25 protein-coding genes are annotated in these 20,640 nt (G+C 30.3%); 16 read left to right on the top strand and 9 right to left on the bottom strand.

What is annotated here, in order from left to right; translation table 11 throughout:
* Positions 1 to 5: 5 nt before the first annotated feature.
* Genes ACIJYI_RS01910 through ACIJYI_RS01945 form a run of 8 tightly spaced genes read left to right on the top strand, consistent with a single transcriptional unit; the run spans position 6 to position 7,805 of the window.
* Positions 6 to 1,178 carry a mandelate racemase/muconate lactonizing enzyme family protein gene (locus ACIJYI_RS01910; protein WP_435114435.1) on the top strand — a complete coding sequence of 391 codons (1,173 nt, stop codon included), beginning with the start codon at positions 6 to 8 and terminating at the stop codon, positions 1,176 to 1,178.
* Complete coding sequence (locus ACIJYI_RS01915) at positions 1,171 to 2,082, top strand: SMP-30/gluconolactonase/LRE family protein (RefSeq protein WP_435114436.1); 912 nt, start codon at positions 1,171 to 1,173, stop codon at positions 2,080 to 2,082. Before ACIJYI_RS01910 ends, ACIJYI_RS01915 begins: the two co-directional genes overlap by 8 nt.
* Positions 2,057 to 4,747 carry a phosphoenolpyruvate carboxylase gene (gene ppc, locus ACIJYI_RS01920; protein ID WP_435114437.1) on the top strand — a complete coding sequence of 897 codons (2,691 nt, stop codon included), beginning with the start codon at positions 2,057 to 2,059 and terminating at the stop codon, positions 4,745 to 4,747. The genes ACIJYI_RS01915 and ppc overlap by 26 nt, the downstream gene beginning before the upstream one ends.
* Positions 4,748 to 5,455 carry a cytochrome c biogenesis CcdA family protein gene (locus ACIJYI_RS01925; protein WP_435114438.1) on the top strand — a complete coding sequence of 236 codons (708 nt, stop codon included), beginning with the start codon at positions 4,748 to 4,750 and terminating at the stop codon, positions 5,453 to 5,455.
* A gap of 9 nt (positions 5,456 to 5,464) precedes the next feature.
* Entirely contained in the window at positions 5,465 to 6,052 is a 588-nt protein-coding gene (locus ACIJYI_RS01930; protein WP_435090875.1) for an FMN-dependent NADH-azoreductase, read from the top strand.
* A 36-nt stretch (positions 6,053 to 6,088) separates the two neighbouring features.
* A complete protein-coding gene (locus ACIJYI_RS01935) occupies positions 6,089 to 6,895 on the top strand; it encodes an inositol monophosphatase family protein (RefSeq protein ID WP_435114439.1) in 807 nt (268 codons plus the stop codon).
* Positions 6,892 to 7,455 (top strand): DUF924 family protein, encoded by a 564-nt coding sequence (locus ACIJYI_RS01940; RefSeq protein ID WP_435114440.1) that lies wholly within the window; start codon positions 6,892 to 6,894, stop codon positions 7,453 to 7,455. Before ACIJYI_RS01935 ends, ACIJYI_RS01940 begins: the two co-directional genes overlap by 4 nt.
* 2 nt (positions 7,456 to 7,457) lie before the next feature.
* The gene (locus ACIJYI_RS01945; protein ID WP_435114441.1) at positions 7,458 to 7,805 is read left to right on the top strand and encodes a DUF952 domain-containing protein; all 348 of its coding nucleotides are present in this window, start codon (positions 7,458 to 7,460) and stop codon (positions 7,803 to 7,805) included.
* On the opposite strand, the gene ACIJYI_RS01950 is transcribed toward ACIJYI_RS01945, so the two are convergent.
* From ACIJYI_RS01950 to ACIJYI_RS01970, 5 genes are all read right to left on the bottom strand, one after another.
* Positions 7,802 to 8,137 carry a DMT family transporter gene (locus ACIJYI_RS01950; protein WP_435090882.1) on the bottom strand — a complete coding sequence of 112 codons (336 nt, stop codon included), beginning with the start codon at positions 8,135 to 8,137 and terminating at the stop codon, positions 7,802 to 7,804. The genes ACIJYI_RS01945 and ACIJYI_RS01950 overlap by 4 nt on opposite strands.
* On the bottom strand, positions 8,138 to 8,470 hold the full coding sequence (locus tag ACIJYI_RS01955) for a DMT family transporter (protein ID WP_435114442.1): 333 nt from the start codon (positions 8,468 to 8,470) through the stop codon (positions 8,138 to 8,140).
* Positions 8,471 to 8,559: 89 nt separating this feature from the next.
* Entirely contained in the window at positions 8,560 to 8,853 is a 294-nt protein-coding gene (locus ACIJYI_RS01960) for a hypothetical protein (RefSeq protein ID WP_435114443.1), read from the bottom strand.
* Positions 8,854 to 8,879: 26 nt separating this feature from the next.
* Positions 8,880 to 9,191, bottom strand: a complete 312-nt coding sequence (locus ACIJYI_RS01965) for a hypothetical protein (protein ID WP_435114444.1) — start codon at positions 9,189 to 9,191, stop codon at positions 8,880 to 8,882.
* A 9-nt stretch (positions 9,192 to 9,200) separates the two neighbouring features.
* Positions 9,201 to 9,485: a hypothetical protein gene (locus tag ACIJYI_RS01970; RefSeq protein ID WP_435114445.1), complete on the bottom strand. Its 285-nt coding sequence runs from the start codon at positions 9,483 to 9,485 to the stop codon at positions 9,201 to 9,203.
* Positions 9,486 to 9,664: 179 nt separating this feature from the next.
* Between ACIJYI_RS01970 and ACIJYI_RS01975 the strand changes: the two genes are divergently transcribed.
* Positions 9,665 to 10,078: a hypothetical protein gene (locus tag ACIJYI_RS01975; RefSeq protein ID WP_435086733.1), complete on the top strand. Its 414-nt coding sequence runs from the start codon at positions 9,665 to 9,667 to the stop codon at positions 10,076 to 10,078.
* Here ACIJYI_RS01975 and ACIJYI_RS01980 read toward each other — a convergent pair.
* Both ACIJYI_RS01980 and epsC read right to left on the bottom strand, forming a co-directional pair.
* Positions 10,075 to 11,076 (bottom strand): cysteine synthase A, encoded by a 1,002-nt coding sequence (locus ACIJYI_RS01980; protein WP_435114446.1) that lies wholly within the window; start codon positions 11,074 to 11,076, stop codon positions 10,075 to 10,077. The genes ACIJYI_RS01975 and ACIJYI_RS01980 overlap by 4 nt on opposite strands.
* Entirely contained in the window at positions 11,076 to 11,654 is a 579-nt protein-coding gene (gene epsC / locus ACIJYI_RS01985; protein ID WP_435114447.1) for a serine O-acetyltransferase EpsC, read from the bottom strand. Before epsC ends, ACIJYI_RS01980 begins: the two co-directional genes overlap by 1 nt.
* A 71-nt stretch (positions 11,655 to 11,725) precedes the next feature.
* Between epsC and ACIJYI_RS01990 the strand changes: the two genes are divergently transcribed.
* The 7 genes from ACIJYI_RS01990 to ACIJYI_RS02020 all read left to right on the top strand — a co-directional run bounded on the left by ACIJYI_RS01990 (position 11,726) and on the right by ACIJYI_RS02020 (position 18,707).
* Positions 11,726 to 12,136, top strand: a complete 411-nt coding sequence (locus ACIJYI_RS01990) for a VOC family protein (RefSeq protein ID WP_435114448.1) — start codon at positions 11,726 to 11,728, stop codon at positions 12,134 to 12,136.
* 3 nt (positions 12,137 to 12,139) lie between these two features.
* Positions 12,140 to 13,621, top strand: coding sequence for an aldehyde dehydrogenase (locus ACIJYI_RS01995; RefSeq protein ID WP_435114449.1), 1,482 nt, complete (start codon positions 12,140 to 12,142; stop codon positions 13,619 to 13,621).
* Positions 13,622 to 13,739: 118 nt separating this feature from the next.
* Positions 13,740 to 14,702, top strand: a complete 963-nt coding sequence (locus ACIJYI_RS02000; protein WP_435090898.1) for an ABC transporter substrate-binding protein — start codon at positions 13,740 to 13,742, stop codon at positions 14,700 to 14,702.
* A 72-nt stretch (positions 14,703 to 14,774) separates the two neighbouring features.
* The gene (locus tag ACIJYI_RS02005; protein WP_435114450.1) at positions 14,775 to 15,836 is read left to right on the top strand and encodes a quaternary amine ABC transporter ATP-binding protein; all 1,062 of its coding nucleotides are present in this window, start codon (positions 14,775 to 14,777) and stop codon (positions 15,834 to 15,836) included.
* Positions 15,826 to 17,331, top strand: coding sequence for an ABC transporter permease (locus ACIJYI_RS02010; RefSeq protein WP_435114451.1), 1,506 nt, complete (start codon positions 15,826 to 15,828; stop codon positions 17,329 to 17,331). Before ACIJYI_RS02005 ends, ACIJYI_RS02010 begins: the two co-directional genes overlap by 11 nt.
* Positions 17,332 to 17,340: 9 nt before the next feature.
* A complete protein-coding gene (locus tag ACIJYI_RS02015) occupies positions 17,341 to 17,949 on the top strand; it encodes a LysE/ArgO family amino acid transporter (RefSeq protein WP_435114452.1) in 609 nt (202 codons plus the stop codon).
* A 5-nt stretch (positions 17,950 to 17,954) separates the two neighbouring features.
* Positions 17,955 to 18,707, top strand: a complete 753-nt coding sequence (locus ACIJYI_RS02020) for an alpha/beta fold hydrolase (RefSeq protein WP_435114453.1) — start codon at positions 17,955 to 17,957, stop codon at positions 18,705 to 18,707.
* On the opposite strand, the gene ACIJYI_RS02025 is transcribed toward ACIJYI_RS02020, so the two are convergent.
* Positions 18,704 to 19,585, bottom strand: a complete 882-nt coding sequence (locus ACIJYI_RS02025; protein ID WP_271497306.1) for a carbohydrate ABC transporter permease — start codon at positions 19,583 to 19,585, stop codon at positions 18,704 to 18,706. The genes ACIJYI_RS02020 and ACIJYI_RS02025 overlap by 4 nt on opposite strands.
* A 2-nt stretch (positions 19,586 to 19,587) precedes the next feature.
* Positions 19,588 to 20,616 carry a carbohydrate ABC transporter permease gene (locus tag ACIJYI_RS02030; protein ID WP_435114454.1) on the bottom strand — a complete coding sequence of 343 codons (1,029 nt, stop codon included), beginning with the start codon at positions 20,614 to 20,616 and terminating at the stop codon, positions 19,588 to 19,590.
* Between the last annotated feature and the right edge of the window lie 24 nt (positions 20,617 to 20,640).

Genomic DNA, 20,640 nt, shown 5'->3' on the forward strand with positions numbered 1-20,640 from the left:
CGATCGTGAAAATAACTTCTATTAAAAGTCATGTACTTAGATATGAGTTAGAAGAAGAATTAGGATATTCACAACAGTATTATAAACACCGAACTGCACATCTTGTAGAAGTTCAAACTGATGAAGGGCTTACAGGCTGGGGAGAATGTTTTGGACCTGGTAATATTGCTTTAGCTAACAAGTTTATTGTTGAAAAAGTTATCCAACCATTAGTTGTTGGTGAAGATCCAATCAATAAAGAGTTTATTTGGCACAAAGTATACAACCTTTTAAGAGATAGCGGTCAAAAGGGAATGCCAATTCAAGCATTATCAGGTGTTGATATAGCTTTGTGGGATATTTTAGGAAAAAAAACCAACACACCACTCTATCAATTAATTGGTGGAAAATGTAATGATCAAATACCAGTTTATGGTTATGGTATGATGTTGCAGAAAAAATCTACTTCAGAGTTAGTAGATTTATTTAAAGAAGAAGCTAAACAAATTAAATCTAAAAACTTTAAGGCAATGAAAATGAAAGTTGGATTAGGCCCAACAGAAGATCTTAAGTTAGTTAGATCTGTAAGAGAAGTTGTTGGAAAGGACTTTAAATTAATGGTGGATGCAAATCATGCTTATAATTTAAATGATGCTTTGTATGTGGGGAGAGGTTTGGATGAACTTGATATTTTTTGGTTTGAAGAGCCTGTCGCGCCTGAAGATTATAATGGATACAGAGAATTAAAAAAAAAAATCAATACAAATATTGCAGGTGGTGAAGCCGAATTTACAAAATATGGATGGAATGAGTTAATTAAAAATAAATGTATTGATATAGCTCAGCCAGAAGTTTGTGGATTAGGTGGAATTACTGAGTATCTAAAAGTATCAGCGCTAGCACAGGCAAACTTTATTCCAGTTATAAATCATGTATGGGGATCTGCAGTAAGTATCGCTGTAAATTTGCATCTATTAACAGCACAACCTGATATGCCCGGAGGATTGTTTCCATCAAAATCAATGTTGGAGTTTGATACAACAGAAAAAAATGTTTTTATTACCGATCTACCGATAGAAAGTTTTTCAATCTCAGATCAAGTAAAGCAAAACGATGGATTTGTCTCTGTATCAGATAATCCTGGTATAGGAATTACACCTGATCCTGAATTTCTCAAAGAATTTGAAATTTATGAATAAACTTAAAACAACTGAAGCTAAAGTACTTTGGAAATTAAGATGCAAACTAGGAGAAGGAACACTCTGGGTTAAGGAACATAATTCAATCTATTTTGTAGATATTAAAAAGAAAAGTTTTTTTTCTTTAAACACAAAAAATAATAAAAAGAAAAAATATAGAGTTAACAAAGAAATTGGTTTTTTAGCTCATATTAAAGGAGATATTTTTATTTTGGGACTTCAAGGTGAATTAAGAATTCAAAATATCAAAACAAAGAAAATTATTAAAAGCATTTTAATAGAAGAGGATATTAAATTAAATAGAGTCAATGATGGCAAAACGGACCCTAAAGGAAACTTATGGTTTGGTACTATGGATAATCTTGAGAGAAAAATTGAAAAAGGCTCATTATATAAATTAGATAAAAATTTATTATTGACTAGAGTAGATAGAAATTACAGAATTACTAATGGACCAGCTTTTATTGATGAATTAAATTTTTATCACACAGATAGTTCTAAAAAAATAATTTATAAAATTAGAATAAATAAAAAGAACAAGATTATAAATAAAAAGATATTTAAAAAATTCTCATCAAAAGAAGGGTCTCCAGATGGTATGACGCTAGATAAAAATAAAAACCTATGGGTTGCCCATTTTCATGGAGCTTGTGTTTCTGTATTCAATAATAGGGCAAAATTAATTCATAGAATTCAATTACCTGCAAAAAATATAACTAATTGCACATTTGGTGGACAAAAAAACAATGAGCTTTTTATTACATCTGCCACAAAAGGTATGAGCAATACAGATTTGCAAAAATATAGATATTCAGGATTTTTATTTAGTGTAAAAACTAATATGAGAGGAAAATTACAAAAAAAATTTATATTAAGTAATGAAAAAAAGAGATCTTTATTATGAGAGGATACCAACTAAACTCTTAAGGGAGGATATAAGATTATTAGGAACATTTCTTGGTAGAGTTATAAAGGATCAGGAAGGTGAAGATTTTTTTAATATAGTAGAAAAATTAAGACTACTCTCCAAAAATACTTTACTAGATAAGAATAAAAAAAAGGTTTTTTCAAAAATTTCAAAAGAAATTAAGAGACTTAATCCTCAAAAAACTTTCAAAATAACTCGATCTTTTTCACATATCTTAAACTTGATGAATCTTGCTAAGTCACTAGATGCATCTCGGAAACTCAATGAATATGAAAATCCATATTTTAAAAATAAAAATCAAAATCTCTTTATTGAAGATATAATCAAAAATCTTTTTAAGAATAAAAAAATTTCAAATAATAAAATTTATGAACAAGCTAAAAATCTTAATATTGGTATTGTTCTTACCGCTCATCCGACAGAAGTAAAAAGAAGAACTCTAATCCAAAAGTATGCAAATTTAATTAAATTAACAGAGGAAAGACATTTATTTAAGAAATATCCCTCTAAAATAACTGAAATAGATAGAAAAATTTATACGGAAATTACTATAATTTGGAAAACAGATGAGCTTAAAAGGTCAAAACCATCTCCATTAGATGAGGCTAAGTGGGGTCTAGCTGTGATCGAGGATAGTTTATGGGATACTATTCCTAAAGTTTACAAAAGATTAAATGATATTTTTAGAAAAAATCTGAAAAAAGATTTACCTCGAGGTTTTAATCCTATTCAATTTGGATCATGGATGGGAGGTGATCGTGATGGAAACCCTAACGTAACTTCTGAAGTTACAAAAAAAGTTATTCTATTTTCTAGATGGCAAGCTGCAAAACTATATGAAAAAGAATTTACTAAATTAATTCAAGACTTATCTATGAAAGAATGCTCTACCCAAATTCAAAAAGTAACTGGTAAAACTTTTGAACCATATAGAGTTTATTTAAGACCTATTAGAGATAAAATTAGATTAACTCACCAATCAATCGAAAATCATTTAACAAAAAATGTACCACTCATCAATAATAAGTTGTTACAAGATAAAAATGAAATTTTGCAACCTCTCAGAATTGTAAGAGACTCATTAAATTTAAATCGTAGCCAACTTATAGCAAATTCAGATTTATTAGATTTGATTAGAAGGGTAAGATGCTTTGGAATAAATCTTGCAAAAGTCGATATAAGACAAGAGTCATCAAGACATGAAAAATTAGTAAACTTTTCAATAAATAAGAAATTCAATATTAATTATTTAAACTTGAATGAAAATAAAAAGTTAAATTTACTTAATAAGCTAATTAAACAAAAAAAATATTTTATAAATAGATTAATTATACGAGATAAAGAAAATAAAGAAGTTTGGAATACATTTAAACAAATATCAAAAGAACCTGACCAATGTTTAGGTGCATATATAATATCAATGACATCTAAAGCATCAGATATTTTATCAGTTTATTTATTACAAAAACAAGCGCAAACTAAGAATTTATTAAGGGTAGTGCCATTATTTGAAACATTAGAAGATTTAAAAAATGCAAAAGACATTATGGAAAGTCTTTTCAAATTGTCATGGTATCGAAAATTAATTAACAACAAACAAGAAGTTATGATCGGATACTCAGACTCAAGTAAGGATGCAGGAAAATTGTCTGCAAGTTGGCATCAATATAAACTCCAAGAAGAATTGAGAAATCTTGCAAAGAAATATAAAATAGATTTAGTCTTCTTTCATGGTAGAGGTGGTTCCGCAGGAAGAGGTGGTGGGCCAATTCAAGCAACTTTAAAATCTCAACCAGCAAATACAGTCAATGGTAAAATTAGAATTACTGATCAAGGAGAAGTTATTCAGCAAAAATATGGATATAAACCTTTAGCTGAATATAATCTATGCAGTTACATAGGAGCTGTTATGGATGCTTCATTAAATCCACCACCAAAATCAAAGAAAAAATGGCGTGATTTAATTCAAAAAATGTCTGAAATTTCAACCTCTGCATATAGAAAAAATCTAAATCAAAGTGAAGATTTTATAAGATATTTCAAGACTGTTACTCCACATAAATCTCTTGGAAAACTTGCTATAGGGTCTAGACCAACCAAGAGAAAAAATGTTGATAACATTCAAAGTTTAAGAGCAATTCCATGGGTTTTTGCCTGGACTCAAATTAGATTGATGTTGCCTGCTTGGTTGGGCACTACAGAGGCTCTTAGATATGGATCAATTAAAAAATTTTCAAAAACACTAACTGATATGGAAAAAAATTGGCCTTATTTTGTGTCTACTATGGATATTTTAGATATGGTAATTTCAAAGGTTGATCCTGAAATTTCAATTATCTATGAAAACAATTTAGCAGATGAAGCCTTAAAACGAATTGGTAAAAAACTAAGATTTCAATTTAAAGCATTAGTTAAATTGCATAACAAGATTACTCCAAAAGAGGTATTTAAAGAAAGAAAAGAATTTAGAAAGGCATTATTTATAAGAAATAATTACACAGAGATGCTAAATATTCTTCAGGCAAATATTATGAATAAGATAAATAATAAAAAATATAAAGAATTAGATAAAAAGTTTCTTGATGATGCTTTAATGACATCGATAGCAGGTATTTCTGCTGCAATGAAGAATACAGGATAAATGACTGAATTATTAATTGCTTTTGGAGCAGGACTAATAAGTTTTTTATCTCCATGTGTTTTGCCTTTAATCCCTGGTTATGTTTCTTTTATTTCAGGACAATCATTACAAGATATTTTAGAGTCTAAAAAAATTAAACTTTTACCATTAGCTTTATTTTGTTTTGGCTTTTCTACTGTATTTATTATTTTAGGTGCATCAGCATCTTTTTTGGGGCAAACCCTTTTACAAAATTCTGAAATTCTTAGAATTATTGCTGGTATAGTTATAATAGTTTTTTCATTACAGTTAGTTGGTTTGATTAATATTGGGTATTTAAATTTAGAAAAAAGATTTGAAGCTAAAAGTTCTCAAAATATATTATTTCCTTATGTTATAGGTTTAGCTTTTGGTTTTGGATGGACACCATGTATTGGACCTATTTTAGGCTCTATTTTAGCTCTAGCTTCTATTGAGGAAACTCTGACTAGAGCAGTTATAATGTTAAGCTTTTATTCATTGGGTCTAGCAATACCGTTTGTTTTATCAGGTTATTTAATTCAAAAATTTTTATTATTTTCTAAAAATTTTAAAAAAAATATTAATTTGATATCAAAAATAGGGGGTATTATTCTTTTAATTACAGGTATTTTAATTCTAACTAATCAGTTGCAAGCGATAGGTTTTTATATAATTAAAATTTTTCCATTTATGCAAAATTTCGGTTAAAAGTATTTTATGAAGATTTACCAAATAGATTCTAGTGCTAGAAAAAAAGGCTCTACATCAAGAGCATTAGCAAAAAAATTATTAGATAAAATTAAAAAACCTGGAGACGAGGTTTTATATAGAGATCTTGATGATGAAATGTTGTTTGTAAGTGGTTTAACCGAGTCAGGAATGAAAATTGATGAAAAAGATCAAACAGAGGAACATAAAAAAATGTTTGAACTTTCAGATAAACTGGTGACTGAGTTAAAAGAAAGCGATATCATAATAATTTCAGCTCCTATTTATAATTATGGCCCTCCTGCAACTTTGAAAGCTTGGTCTGATTTGGCCGCTAGAATTGGAGAAACTTTTAGGTTCAAACCTAATGGTAGAAGAGAGGGGTTACTTAAAAATAAACAAGCCTATCTTGTGATTACATCAGGTGGGACTAAACTTAATAGTTCTGAAGATTTCCTTACCCCATGGCTAAAGTTTATTTTAAATTTCTTTGGTATTGAAAAAGTTGATGTAATAAGTGCTGATCAAATGGCATTAGATTATGAAAAATCAATCAAAGATGCAGAAGCACAAATAGAAAATTTGTTTAAAAATTAACTTTATTCAATTTAAATTAAATAGTAAGAGATTGATGTGGATCAACTAAATTCAAAAAAATATAGCATTTATGCAAATTTTCTAAATAAGTTAGCAAAAGATCTAACAACTTTTTATCATTCAAAGTTAAAAGGAACCTTTAAAGTTTCTAATAAACTTAAAGGCAAAGGTTATGATCCTGTCACAACATCAGACAAGGCTTTTGAAAAATTCATTAGATTGAAAATAAAAAAGAAATTCCCAGATCATCAAGTTATAGGCGAGGAGTTTGGACACAAAAAATCTAAAAGTGATTTTACATGGGTAATAGATCCAATCGATGGAACTAGATCTTTTGTAATCGGTAATCCAACTTGGAGTAATTTGATTTCATTGAATTACAAGGGATATCCAATTTTAGGACTGGCCAATTTTCCAGTTCTTAAAAAGTATTATTTAAATTATTCTGACAAAATTGCTTATGTTTATGATAACGGTAAACGAAAAAAAATATCTGTAAATAAAAAAGCTACTTTTAGTGGTGCAAAATTATCAGCAGCTTTTCATGGAGCACTTTCTTTAAATCAACAAAAAAAAATTCCAAAGATTTTGAAATTGATGCAATTTCCATGCAGTGATGCTTTAAGTTATTCTCATCTAGCAGAAGGTAGAGTTGATGCTGTAATGCAATGCTCGAATAAAATTTGGGATATCCATCCATTAATTCCTATTATTAAAGCAGCAGGTGGCATTGTAAGCACGTGGTCTAATAAAGATGCAGTCAATGCTGGAAATATTTTAGTGTCATCTAATAAGATTGTTCACAATAAATTTTTAAAATTATTGAAACCAGTTTCTAAATGATCCCAAAAAAAGCACAAGAAGTACTAGATTTCTGGTTTAAAGAAACACCTGCTGAAAAAAGATTTAAAAAAGATGAAACTTTTGATCAAATTATAAGAGATAGATTTTTAAATGATTATGAGCTTGCCTCTCAAAATGAATATGATGATTGGCAAGATCAACCGATGAGTGCGTTAGCTTTAGTTATTCTTTTTGATCAATTTTCAAGAAATATGTTTAGAGATGATAAAAAGGCGTTTGCTCAAGATCATAAAACAAGATTGATAGTAAATGATGCTGTTTATGCAGGCTATCTTGAAGCGATGAATGAAAGTCAAAGATTTTTTATGATTTTACCTCTTATTCATAGTGAAGAAATTACAGATCACGACATGGCTTATTATTTGCTTAATAAATATTTAAGAGAACACGAAGGTTATGTTCAAATTAAAAAATTTTGGCAAGATCACACAAAAGCTATCAGACAATTTCACAGATATCCTCATAGAAACAAAATTCTTGGTAGAGAATCTACTGAAGAAGAATTAGCGTTTTTAAATGGTCCTAATTCTTCCTGGTAGTTGTGAATTTAAAATATATTTTTAAAATAATTGATAAAGTTGAGTGGCAAAAAGTAAAAGAGTCAGGAACTTATTTGGGATCTGCTAAAGATATACAGGATGGTTTTATTCATTTTTCAGGAGAAGAACAAGTTAAAGGAACTCTTGAAAAGTACTATTCAAAACAAAAGAATTTAGTTTTACTTAAAGTTGAAACATTAAAGTTAGATCATTTAATTTGGGAACAAGCCTCTGATGGAAATATGTTTCCTCATTTATATTCTTCATTAGATTTGTCTAATGTTGTAGATGAATTTGAGATCATCTTGTCAGATGATGGTACTCATAAATTACCTGATAATTTTAATTAATTTAATTTCCCTAAGTAATTAACCATTACAACCCCAATAATAATTAAAACAATTCCAATAGTTGCAAATATATTTGGAACTTGATTGTACTTAAGCATTGCAAAAACCAAAACACCAGTAACTGTTAACCCGCTATATGTTGAATAAGCAAATCCAACTGGAAGCGCTGACATAGCTTTTGCCATACAAAACATCGTTATACACATAAACAATATACATAAAAATGAGGGTGTTAATTTTGTAAAACCATCAGATATTTTTGCAAAACTATTTGAAGCTATTCCAAATGAAATACCAACAGCTAAAAATAAATATCCAAACAAAGGTTTCATTTAATTATTTCCCAAAAGGTTTACCATTAAAACTCCAATTATAATAAAGGCTAAACCTATTGTTGAATACAGATTAGGCATTTGATCAAATCTAAATATTCCAACAACTACAGTTGCAATAATAGTTAATCCTGCAAACGATGCATAGGTAATTCCCATTGGAATATTTTTCATCACCATTGAGAGTGCATACATACATGCAACAATTGTTATACCGGTGATAATACTTGGAAAGAGAAGGGTAAAACCTTCAGCACTTTTAGCAAAACTATTTGAAGTTACACCCAAAACAACTGCTAGGATTAAAAATCCATATGATGTTGCGAGACTCATTGAATGATATTAGCAGCTTTGTCTTTTGCTTCCATAGCTGCGTTATATTTTGCCAATACCAACATATTTATCGTTCTTTCTTTTATTTATTAACCAGAATGGTTCATTACTGAATCATCAGACATCATAGTCATTTTTGATTGATCCATAATTACACCAGCATCAATTCTTGCTTTAATTATTTCTTCGTCTCCACTAAATCCTTTCATTCCTTCCATTGACTCAAAATGTACAATTACTGTCATTGTATTATCATCTTCTTTATCTGTGCCTGCAAAAGCAATTGTCATTCCATATTTTTTTAATTTATCTCCATTTGCAAGGATCATTTCTTTCCATGAGTTAAATCCCTTAGATAGTTTTTGTTCTATTTTTACGTACATTTTTATCTCCTTTTATTAATATTTACTTATTCACTAAAGATGACTCTTATTTCGTCTTCGATAGTTCCTTCAACTGCAACTTTCTTCAATTGCCTCTGAAGACTTTGATATTTTTTATCTGCTGACATTTTTGCATCAGCCTCATTATCTCCTTCAAACATTGGACCAATTAATGTTTCTCTGATTGTTCTTGGATTACCACCAATTTGAAATGAAAAATAAATATTGTGCTTAGGATAATATTTTTTTCTAACCTTTGCTAAACTTTTTCCAACTTCCATTGCTTCACCTAAGCTGTTATCTTTTACCTTCATTGTTCTTGTGTATATTGCTTGCATTTTTTTCCTTTAGTTTTTGTGATTTAAGATTACCGCACCAGCTTTTCCATCAACTGAATCAATTACTTCCTTATTTAAATCCATTCGTTTCGTTCTTGAAGCAGAAGCTCGTTCCATTGCATCATTATCGGCATACAATGATACAAACATTAAAGTTTTGTCATTTATACGAACTTCCAATAATTGTTCTGCTTCAGGAAATTCACTTGGTGCATTTGTTTTATAAGTTTCTGCAATTTGATCTGCGCCTTCCTTAGATTTTAAGTTTAGAGTCGTTATTCTTGCTACTGACATTTTTATTCTCCTTTCATTATTAATCTTTTATTATCCCAAAAAATTAAATGCATAACATTAGAAAAATATCGAAGAAAAAGGCTTAATACTTATAAAATTTAGTTATTTTACAACTTATCATAGAATTAATTTCTTAATTTAAAAATTAACAATAACAATTTTTTTTGATAAAATTAATTATGATTGAAAAATTTAATGGAATTTTTTACTTAATCCTTTTCATTACTCATTTTTTAGGTTTTGGAATTTATGCTTATCAAATGATAATTAATAATAAAAATTTTAGAGCTAAATTTGAAATGGATGAAACAGCAACACCTATAATGCGAATGATAGGTGCTACTTTTCTAGGAGCATTATTGATGGCTCTTTATATAATGTTTGTCAGACCTAATGGTGTTGAAGGTACTTGGGCATTCTTTAATTTAATTTTTGTACAAAATGTATGTATCTTAATTGTAAACACTTATTCGATAAAAATTGACAAAACAGGAATTAGAAATGATTCGAACGAAGGTGTTATAGCACCACTAGTATTTACTATTTTGAGTGCAGTTCTAATATATGGGTTGTCAGATAAAATTTATATCTAAAGCCAATTAGGGAAGGGTAAACCTTTTTCTTCAAGGAATTTTTTATTAAACATCTTAGTTGAGTATTTATCACTTCTATCACAAAGAATTGTAACAATCGTTTTTCCTGGTCCTAATTCTTTACCTAATCTAATTGCACCAGCGATATTAATTCCACAGCTTGTGCCAAGGCTTAACCCTTCATTTTGAATTAGATCGTATAGAATAGGCAGTGCTTCATGGTCATCGATTGAATAAGCATCATCTATTTTAGCATTCTCAAAGTTTTTAGTTACTCTACTTGAGCCAATTCCCTCAGTAATAGACCCACCTTCTGATTTTAACTCACCATTCTTTATATAATTATAAAGAGCAGAACCTTTGGGATCTGATAAATAAATTTTTATATCTTTATTTTTTTCTTTAAGAGCATTACTTACACCAGAAATAGTTCCACCGGTTCCAGACGAGCAAACAAATCCATCAACCATACCATCTGTTTGATCCCAAATTTCTGGTCCAGTTCCCTCATAATGACCTTTTGCATTTGCCGTGTTATCGAATTGATTAGCCCATATAACACCGTTATTATTTGATGGTCTTAATTCATCAGCTAGTCTTGCTGCAATTTTTACAAAGTTATTTTCATCTTTGTAAGGCTTTGGTGCTACCAATCTAAGTTCTGCACCTAGGTTTTTTAATAAATCTTTTTTTTCTTGAGTTTGATTATCGTTCATTACAATAATAGTTTTGTACCCTAAGGAGTTTCCTAAAAGACCCAAACCAATTCCAGTATTACCTGCTGTTCCTTCAACAACAGTTCCACCTTTTGAAATTAATTTTTTTTCTTGAGCATCTTTTATTAATGCTAATGCAGCTCTATCTTTAACTGATCCACCTGGATTTAAAAATTCAGCTTTACCATAAATATTGCATCCAGTTATTTCTGATGCAGCTCTTAATTTTATTAAAGGAGTATTTCCAATCCCTGAAATAAAATCATTTTGAATGTTGCTCATTAATCTGATTTTGTATCACTATCTGGAGTAATACCATAAGGTTTGAATTCGCTATCAGCAATACCAACATTCTTTGCTGGTATACCAACCATAACGGCTTTTTCTGGAACATCTTTTGTAATCACTGCGTTAGCACCAATTTTTGCACATCTTCCAACCCTGACAGGACCTAACACTTGTGCACCTGATCCAATAACTACATCATCTTCGATTGTTGGGTGTCTTTTAATATTACGCTGACCATTTGAGTTTATACTTGGTGCAATCCCTCCAAGTGTAACCATATGATAGATAGTTACATTCTCACCAATTTCGGAAGTTTCTCCAATCACAACTCCCATACCATGATCAATAAACAAATTTTTTCCAATTTTAGCTTTAGGGTGAATCTCAATACCAGTTAAGAATCTTGAAAACTGGGAAATCATTCTTGCAATTATTTCAAATTTAGCGGTACTAAAAAAATTTGCTAGTCTATGAAAGAAGACTGCTTTAACTCCAGGATAAGTTAAAATTAAACTTAACTTAGATTTTGCAGCTGGATCTCGATCAATTATAGATTGTAAAAAATTTCTCATGTTTTTTTGCTAGATTGACTTAATTGTGATCTTTATATAGTGATTATATTTCGTAATTAAAGAGGAGATTTATGTATAGAAATACCAATTGTTTTCATTTAGCTGTCCCTTGTGGTGACTTAGAAGTAGCAAAAAAATTTTACAGTGAAACATTAGGCTGTAGATTAGATAACTCTGATCAAGAGTGGGCTGATGTTGATTTTTGGGGAAATGAATTAACTCTCCATGCAAGTGAGCAAAAATTAGATAACGAAAGACATGATGTTGATATGGGAAATGTTTCTGTTCCTCACTTCGGTGTACACTTATCAAGAAAAGATTTTGATACTTTAAAACAAAGATTAAAAGACAATGGCACCAAGTATTATGATGAACCTTACCTAAGATTTAAAGGAACAAAGTATGAGCAAGAAACTTTTTTTGTTAAAGACCCTAATGAAAATGTTTTAGAGATTAAAACACTTACAGCTAATCCAGAATAGTTAGTGGCTACTAATTACAAAGCTATCGCAAAAAAATTAAAGTTTGAAGGAAGAGCTTTTATTAATGGTAAATATGTTAATGCTATAGATGGTAAAAAGTTTGAAACAATAAATCCTGCAACAGGTGAAAAACTTTGCACTGTTGCTAAATGTAATCATAAAGATGTTGATCTTGCAGTCAAAGTTTCAAGAAAAGCTTTTAATAGTGGTGTTTGGTCAAGATGTTCTCCAGAACATAGAAAAGAAATTTTATTAAAATTTGCAGAATTACTTCGAAAACATGGAGATGAAAATTCAGTTTTAGAATGTGTTGATACTGGAAAGTTAGTTACAGATTGTATTAATGAAGTCGCCAATGATGCTCCAATGCATTTTCAGTGGTATGGAGAACTTATAGATAAAGTTTTTGGAAAAGTTGGTCCAACCGAACCATCTATTACAAGTTTAATAGTTAAAGAACCAATAGGTGTTGTTGCAGGAATTGTTCCTTGGAACTTTCCTTTAATGATGGCTGTTTGGAAGATGGCTCCTGCATTAGCTGCGGGCTGCTCAGTAATTATCAAGCCAGCAGAAGATACTCCACTAACAGCAATAAGAGTTGCTCAAATTGGTAAAGAGGCCGGAATTCCAGACGGTGTATTAAATGTTCTTCCAGGATATGGAGATGTTGGTGAGGCTCTAGGTCGACACAAAGATGTTGATGCTGTTTCATTCACAGGCTCAACTGAAGTAGGTGGATATTTTTTAAAGTATTCAAGCGAAAGTAATTTAAAACCTGTTGCTTTAGAGATGGGTGGCAAAAGTCCATTTATAGTTTTAGAGGATGCGAAAATCAATGATGATTTAATTGATAATGCAATTAATTCTGCTTTTTGGAATGGTGGTCAAAACTGTTCTGCAAACATGAGACAAATAGTTTACAAAAAAGTTAAAGATGAATTTTTAGATAAAATAATTAAAAGAGTAAAAAAATTAAAAGTAGGAGACCCATTAGATTTAAAATCAAATATGGGATCTATGATTTCAAAAGGACATTTACAAACAGTTGATGGATATATTCAAAAAGGAATCGATGAGGGTGCAAAACTTTTATCTGGTGGAGTATCGAACAATAAACAAAAAGGCTTTTATGCAAAGCCAACATTGTTTGATGGATTAAAAGAAAATATGACCATTGCTCAAGAAGAGATCTTTGGCCCAGTACTAGGAGTTTTGACAGTTAAAAATGATGAAGAGGCTTTGAAAATTGCAAGTAATTCAAAATATGGATTACATGCTAGTGTATTCACCCAAGATATAAACCGAGCATTTCATTTAGCCAAAAGCCTTCCATGTGGAACTGTATCAGTTAACACTTTTTCAGAAGGTGATATTAAAACTCCATTTGGAGGTTATAAACAATCTGGATCATTGAGTAGAGACCAAGGTACTGAAGCATTAAATTCTTTTCTTCAAACTAAAACTATTTGGATTAGTCACCAATAATATCTGCGACCATTAAGTTAAAAAAGCATTGTTATTTATACATTTTATAACTTTATTTCCTTTGACTCACTTTAATCATTCACGTTAGACTAAATTTTATAAATTAATAGGAGAGATAATGAGAATAATTAAAACTACACTTGTAGCTGGACTTATTTCACTTTTTGCAACATTTTCATCATTCGCTGAAAAAGTAAAAATTGGAGATCCAGGTTGGACAGGTGCAACAGCTATTGCAAACTTATTAGCTGCAGTTGTTACAGATAAAATGGGCGGAGAAGCAGAACTTGTTCCAGGAAACAACACTGCTATTTATGGTGCGATCGACAGAAGTAAAGGTGAGATTGAAGTTCACCCTGACATCTGGTTACCTAACCAACAAGCTTACACAAATGATTTAGTTCCAAAAGGAACTTTAAAGTTAAGCAGCAAACCATATGAAGGAAACCAAGGGTATTGTGTTTCTCAACAGTTTGCAAAAAAGTTTAATATTACTGCAATTGAAGATTTAGGAAGACCCGAAGTTGTTAAAGCTATGGATAGTGATGGCAATGGTAAAGGTGAGTTCTGGATTGGTGCAGATGGTTGGGCTTCAGCTAATGTTAACCAAGTTAAATTAAGAGACTATGGTTTATATGATGCAGGTATCGAACCAATAAGAGCAGCAGAAGCAGTTAAAAATGCAAGAGTACTTGACTCTATTAAAAAAGGTGAAGGCTATGCATTTTATTGTTACAAGCCACATGCGATTTGGGGAATGGCTGATGTAGTTATGTTGGAAGAGCCAAAATTCGATCCAGCTAAATACAAAATGGTACAACCTAAAGAAGATGCTGATTGGTACAAAAAATCATACGTAGCTTCTAAAGATGCACTTAAACAAATTCAAATTGGATGGGGAACTTCTCTAGAAAGTAAATCTCCAGCAATCGTTGAATTCTTTAAGAACTTTCAATTAACAGCAGATGATGTATCTGCTATGGCTTACGCAATTTCAGTTGAGAAAAAACAACCAGCTGATGTAGCGAGAGCTTGGATGAAAGCTAACAAATCAACAGTTGATGGTTGGTTAGGTCTTTAATCTAAAATAAATTATTTATACTCGGCAATTTTATATTGCCGGGTATATTTTCCTTAAGTAAAAGAAAGTTAAATGGATTCATCTGGATCAGCAATTAAAATAGAAAATGTATGGAAGGTATTTGGCAATACTTCTCCTGAGGCTTTAGATGCAATACAAAATAAAAGAATTTCAAAAAATGAAGCTTTAGAGAAATATAACTCTGTTATAGGTGTTTCAGATGTTTCTTTTGATGTTAAACAGGGTGAAATATTTTGTGTAATGGGCCTTTCCGGTAGTGGAAAATCAACGTTAGTTAGACACATAAATAGACTTTTAGAACCAACCTCTGGCAAAATTTTAATTAATGGTCAGGATGTAATGAGTCTTGATAGAGAAAGTTTACAAGAACTAAGAAATAAAAAAATTGGTATGGTATTTCAAAACTTTGCCCTAATGCCTCATAGATCTGTTGTTGATAATATCGCAATGCCCCTTGAAATTAGAGGTGTGAGTAAAAACGATAGATTAGACGCTGCAAATAAAATTTTAGATATAGTTGAATTACAAGGTTGGGGAAATAAATTTGCCCATGAATTATCAGGTGGAATGCAGCAAAGAGTAGGTCTAGCTCGAGCATTAGCAGCAGATCCAGATTTTTTATTAATGGATGAACCGTTTAGTGCATTAGATCCATTAATTAGGAGACAACTTCAATCAGAATTTATTAAACTTTCAAAACAAATGAAAAAAACAACTGTTTTCATTACCCATGATTTAGATGAAGCTGTAAGAGTAGGGCATCGTATTGCGATAATGAGAGATGGTAAAGTTATTCAGGTTGGAACACCTGAAGAAATTGTTGTTAGTCCAGCTGATGATTATGTTGCTGATTTTGTTAAAGGAATTTCTAGATTAAAAGTAGTTCAAGCTAAGTCAATAATGCAATCAATTGAAAATTTTGAAAATAAAAATGGAAAACTTTCAAATGATTTAGAAGTTGTTAATGAAAGTGATTTATTGAGTAAACTTATTGAGACATCAGCTTCAAGAGACAAACCAATTATTGTAAATAATGATCAAAATAAAATTGTTGGTGTTATTTCTCAGTCTGATCTTTTAAAAGCAGTTATTGAAGGAGGAGATGGTGAGTAAAGAACTAAATAATCCATCACGATCAGAGTTAATAACTGATTTTGTTAAAACAAATCCTGATTATTATATTGATCAATTCCAAAAAATAGGAAGCAAACCCTCATTTTCTTTCTCATTTAATTTATATGCTGCAATTCTTGGGCCAATTTGGTTTGGAATGCGAAATATTTGGAATTGGGCCTTAACTTTTTTAATTATTGAAACTTTCTCAGTTGTTCAAATTATTAGAGGTTTATTTGGAAATATTACAAAGGATGCTATTCAAAAAATTGAACAGGTACAATCTACTATTGCTTTTAGAAACAAACAATTAGAAGCAGCTATAACTAACAATCCAGACAAAGTTGATGTTTATAAGAGGAACATTAAATCGTTAGAAGATGCTATGCAAGGCTATATAAATGAAGTCGATAGAATTGAAGCATCTGCTATTTGGATAACAATTTTTGGTATTGTTTCATTGATTTTAATAAAAATAGTTCAAGGTGTTCTTGCAAACTCTAAATTAGAAAAAAGATATTCTGAATGGCTTTCAGACAAAACAATAAGTCCAGGCATGCAAACTAAAAACTATTTTTTAAGTACAGTTTTTGCTTCTGTGATCATGTTCTTCTCTGTAGTTCATTATAGTTTTCCAGGTTTAATAGACATTATGAATGAGTTTCCAACTCATCCCGATATTAGATTGACGTCTATAGCTTGGGTCGAAACTATTTTTAATTATGCTGTTTTAAAAGGAGATGCATTGTTCACGGCAATTACAATTGGAATAAGATCTGTTTTAGATTTCTTAGAATTATTGTTTGTTAAAACTCCCTGGATAGTAATTATAACTACAATAGTAACCTTAACGGGATTATCAGCTGGGCCTAGAGCTGCAATTTATTCTGCTGGATTTTTAAGCTACATGGGTTTTTTGGGTTTTTGGGTAAAAGCTATGACAACACTCGCATTGCTTGGAACAGCAGCAATTTTAAGTATTGCAATTGGAATACCACTTGGAATTTTCTGTGCGAGACGACAAAGATTTTATTCAATGATAAGACCAATAATGGATTTTATGCAAACAATGCCTGCATTTGTATTTATGATACCTGTAATTGCATTCTTTGGAACAGGGAAGGTTGCAGCAGTAATAATTACAATGATATTTGGTGGAACTCCTGTTGTTAGATTAACAGTACTTGGACTAAGAGGAGTGCCAGAGACAATCAGGGAAGCTGCAATAGCTTACGGTGCAACTAAATGGTATTTATTAAGAAAGGTAGATTTACCTTTAGCCACTCCATCAATTTTAGCAGGTGTAAATCAAACTGTAATGTTAAGTTTAGCAATGGTTGTAGTTGCATCACTAATTGGAGCAAAAGGTTTAGGACAAGATGTATTAGAAGCTTTACAATATGCCAATGTTGGTCAAGGTATTCTTGCAGGTGTTGCGATATTATTTGTAGCATTAATTTTAGATAGGGTTGTTCAAGGTAAGAAAAGAGTTTAATAAACCCTAATGGAATTTCTGTTACTAGGTTTCTTTACTGGACTAAGTCTTATTTTAGCAATAGGTGCTCAAAATATTTTTGTAATTGAACAAGGGTTAAAAAAACAACATGTCTTTCTTGTTTGTATAGTTTGCTCTATTTCAGACTTAATTTTAATTTTTCTTGGGATATTTATTTTTCAATTTTTTAATCAGTATTTTAATTCAATTGTTGAATTAATATTCAATATAGCTTTAGTTATTTTTCTACTTCATTTTATTTATTCAAAAATAAAGAATTATAATACGGCAGTCAATTTTGATACAGGTTTAACCAGTATTACAGCATTTAATATTTTTTTAAAAACTCTTGGATTTACATATTTAAATCCACATGTTTATTCTGATACAGTATTTTTTTTAGGAAATTTTTCAAAAAACTTCATAATTAGTCAAAAAATACTTTTTGGAGTAGGTGCATCAATTGCATCTTTTTTATTTTTTTTCTTAATTGGATATCTTTCAAAATATCTGTCTAAATATGCGAAAAGTAAAAAAATTTGGAATATAATTAATATCTCAATAATTATTTTTATGAGTTTTTTAACATTGTTTATTATAACAAAAATGATTAATTAAATATTATGAGTAAAATTTATATAGATGATGTAGGTGAGGGATATCCTTTAGTATTAGTTCATGGTTATTTGGGCTCATCTGAAATGTGGTGTAATCAAAGAAATTTTTTTTCAAATTTTTGTAGAGTAATTTCACCAGCCTTACCTGGATTTGGTGAGAGTAGCAGCGTCCAATCATTAGACTCAATTAATAAAATGGCCAAGTTTGTAATTGACATAATAGATGAAAAAAAAATAGATAAATTTAATTTACTTGGTCATTCAATGGGTGGAATGATAGTTCAAGAAATAACTAAAATTGCTGGTAACAGAGTTAATAAATTAATTTGTTTTGCAACTGGATCTATCGGTGAAATACCCGGAAGGTTTGAACCAATTGACGAAACTAGAAAAAAACTTAAAGAAGATGGGGTAGAAATTTCATTTTCAAGAGTACCACAAAAATGGTTTGTAAAAGGTGACCAGGATAAAAATTATTATTTATGTGCAAATGCAGTTAAAAATGTTTCTCTAGAGACTGCTGATAATGCACTTAAAGCAATGCAAAATTGGTCAGGAATTGATGAATTAGAAAATATTAAAAATGAAACATTAATAGTTTGGGGTGATAAAGATACCTCATATAATTTTGATCAAGTTGATACACTTAACAAAAAAATTAAAAATAGTAGACTAGAAATCTTTAAAGATTGTAGTCATAACGTGCATCTTGAAGAACCAGATAAATTTAATAATTTAATTAAAGATTTTGTTAATTAACCTTTTACAGCGCCTGCTGTTAATCCACTTATTACTTGTTTTTGAAAAAACATTACCAATAAGAATAAAGGTGCTGTAGCAGAAACTACTGCTGAAACTGCCCACATCAAATTACCCTCGTGTTGATTGGTTCCAAGGTAACTCTGAATTTTAGGAACCATTGTATGATTTTCTTGATTAAGTAATAAGGCTGTCACAGTAAAATCGTTATATGCTAGCATTAAACTAAATAATCCAGCTGTTATTACTCCTGGCCACATCACAGGCATAATTATATGTCTGAATGTTTGAAAGTATGTACACCCATCTATTAGTGCACTTTCGTCAAGTTCTTTTGGAACAGTTTTAAAAAAAGAGTAAAGTAGCCAAAGTGTAAATGGTTGATTAATTGCTATTAACACTACAATTGTTGTAGGTAGAATTCCCCAAATTTGTAATTGAAAAAAAGGAAATAAGTATCCAGAAACTAAAGTTATATGAGGCATAGCTCTAAATACTAATGCAATAATTAAAATCCAAAATGCATAATTTTTTGTAGATCTTGATAAAGCGTAAGCACCTAAGGTTCCAAGAAACAAAGAAACAGAAACTACACTTACAGTTACTATTATCGTGTTTCTTGATGCTTTCCAAAACTCACCCTCAAACCATGCGCCACTATAAGCTTCAGTTGTAAAACTTTTACCAGTTTCTAATAATGTGTTGAAAGCTGTTATTGCATACCACCAATCAGCTCTTGAAAAAAAGTCTGCTCTTACTTTAAAAGAACCCCAAAAAGTCCAAATAAATGGAAAACATGCTATCAATAACCAAACAACTATAAACATAGTATTGAAGGTCTTTAAACTATTTGATTTTTTATCTAATCCGTAATCCATTATTATCTATTTGTTCTAAATTCTCTCCAAGTTCTTATTAAAACTGGCGTTAGTATTATTGCTATTCCAATTATTGTCATTATTGAAGTTGCAGCTGCTGAGCCAAATAAAATAACCTCTTCATTAACTAAATTATCATATATCAACCAAGACAATGATTGAGCACTACCCTGTGCGCTAAAACCAATGATAGGTTCAAATACTCTAAAGTTATCCATTAAAGAAATTAAAGCTACAAATGTTACAACAGGATAAATATGAGGTAAAACAATATGCTTAACTCTCTGAAATCTTGAAGCACCATCAATAATTGAAGCTTCTAACGGTTCCTGAGGAACTGTTTGTAAAGCTGCATAGAATACTACAAAGGCAAAAGGGGAGTGATGCCAAATACCATAAATAATAATTGTGATCCAAGTAAGTGTTTTAGAAGATTTAACTGATAGATAAGGATCATTCATCAATAATTGTAAGTTTGCTCCAATAATTCCTTCTGCATCTACCATCCAAAATAAAACTAAAGAACCAACTAATGGAGTTACTATCATTGGTAAAATTGTACCAAAAATTAAAGCACCTCTTATTTTTCTAGAAATTGAATTTAGACTAAGGGCAATAACAAATCCCAACAATAAAACACATGGTGTAACAATAATACAATAAGTAAAAGTAAAAATTAATGCTTTATAAAAAGGTAGATTACCTACTTTAGTTAAAAATTCTCCAGTTGAATTGCTCTCATTCCAAAAATTAGATAATTGGTCAGTCGCCAAATGATTTCTGTCTACATAAGTTCCAAAACCATTAAATTTTCCAAGTGGCTTTTCTTCCCTAATTTTTGAAGTAGCCTCTTGATCAATTTGCACTGAAACCTTGCAGCCAAATGGATCACATTTTTTAACTTCTTTTAAAATCTGATCGTGTTGAGCATAGAAAGATTGAACACCTGTGGATATAATTGGTAACCCAATGAATAAAATCATTGCTAAACCAGTTGGTAAAAAAAACCAAAAAAAACTTTTATTAGGCATGAATTTTAGTTAAGTGGGGAATAA

This window comes from Candidatus Pelagibacter bacterium nBUS_36 (assembly GCF_051201215.1).
GTDB lineage: Bacteria > Pseudomonadota > Alphaproteobacteria > Pelagibacterales > Pelagibacteraceae > Pelagibacter.

What these genes read in the sequence shown, in the direction of transcription:
- ACIJYI_RS01915 (WP_435114436.1), top strand. Translation starts at nt 1,171, where the DNA reads ATGAATAAACTTAAAACAACTGAAGCTAAAGTACTTTGGAAATTAAGA.
- ppc (WP_435114437.1), top strand. Translation starts at nt 2,057, where the DNA reads ATGAAAAAAAGAGATCTTTATTATGAGAGGATACCAACTAAACTCTTA.
- ACIJYI_RS01925 (WP_435114438.1), top strand. Translation starts at nt 4,748, where the DNA reads ATGACTGAATTATTAATTGCTTTTGGAGCAGGACTAATAAGTTTTTTA.
- ACIJYI_RS01930 (WP_435090875.1), top strand. Translation starts at nt 5,465, where the DNA reads ATGAAGATTTACCAAATAGATTCTAGTGCTAGAAAAAAAGGCTCTACA.
- ACIJYI_RS01940 (WP_435114440.1), top strand. Translation starts at nt 6,892, where the DNA reads ATGATCCCAAAAAAAGCACAAGAAGTACTAGATTTCTGGTTTAAAGAA.
- ACIJYI_RS01950 (WP_435090882.1), bottom strand. Translation starts at nt 8,137, where the DNA reads ATGAAACCTTTGTTTGGATATTTATTTTTAGCTGTTGGTATTTCATTT.
- ACIJYI_RS01955 (WP_435114442.1), bottom strand. Translation starts at nt 8,470, where the DNA reads ATGAGTCTCGCAACATCATATGGATTTTTAATCCTAGCAGTTGTTTTG.
- ACIJYI_RS01960 (WP_435114443.1), bottom strand. Translation starts at nt 8,853, where the DNA reads ATGTACGTAAAAATAGAACAAAAACTATCTAAGGGATTTAACTCATGG.
- ACIJYI_RS01965 (WP_435114444.1), bottom strand. Translation starts at nt 9,191, where the DNA reads ATGCAAGCAATATACACAAGAACAATGAAGGTAAAAGATAACAGCTTA.
- ACIJYI_RS01970 (WP_435114445.1), bottom strand. Translation starts at nt 9,485, where the DNA reads ATGTCAGTAGCAAGAATAACGACTCTAAACTTAAAATCTAAGGAAGGC.
- ACIJYI_RS01975 (WP_435086733.1), top strand. Translation starts at nt 9,665, where the DNA reads ATGATTGAAAAATTTAATGGAATTTTTTACTTAATCCTTTTCATTACT.
- ACIJYI_RS01980 (WP_435114446.1), bottom strand. Translation starts at nt 11,076, where the DNA reads ATGAGCAACATTCAAAATGATTTTATTTCAGGGATTGGAAATACTCCT.
- epsC (WP_435114447.1), bottom strand. Translation starts at nt 11,654, where the DNA reads ATGAGAAATTTTTTACAATCTATAATTGATCGAGATCCAGCTGCAAAA.
- ACIJYI_RS01990 (WP_435114448.1), top strand. Translation starts at nt 11,726, where the DNA reads ATGTATAGAAATACCAATTGTTTTCATTTAGCTGTCCCTTGTGGTGAC.
- ACIJYI_RS02000 (WP_435090898.1), top strand. Translation starts at nt 13,740, where the DNA reads ATGAGAATAATTAAAACTACACTTGTAGCTGGACTTATTTCACTTTTT.
- ACIJYI_RS02005 (WP_435114450.1), top strand. Translation starts at nt 14,775, where the DNA reads ATGGATTCATCTGGATCAGCAATTAAAATAGAAAATGTATGGAAGGTA.
- ACIJYI_RS02010 (WP_435114451.1), top strand. Translation starts at nt 15,826, where the DNA reads ATGGTGAGTAAAGAACTAAATAATCCATCACGATCAGAGTTAATAACT.
- ACIJYI_RS02015 (WP_435114452.1), top strand. Translation starts at nt 17,341, where the DNA reads ATGGAATTTCTGTTACTAGGTTTCTTTACTGGACTAAGTCTTATTTTA.
- ACIJYI_RS02020 (WP_435114453.1), top strand. Translation starts at nt 17,955, where the DNA reads ATGAGTAAAATTTATATAGATGATGTAGGTGAGGGATATCCTTTAGTA.
- ACIJYI_RS02025 (WP_271497306.1), bottom strand. Translation starts at nt 19,585, where the DNA reads ATGGATTACGGATTAGATAAAAAATCAAATAGTTTAAAGACCTTCAAT.
- ACIJYI_RS02030 (WP_435114454.1), bottom strand. Translation starts at nt 20,616, where the DNA reads ATGCCTAATAAAAGTTTTTTTTGGTTTTTTTTACCAACTGGTTTAGCA.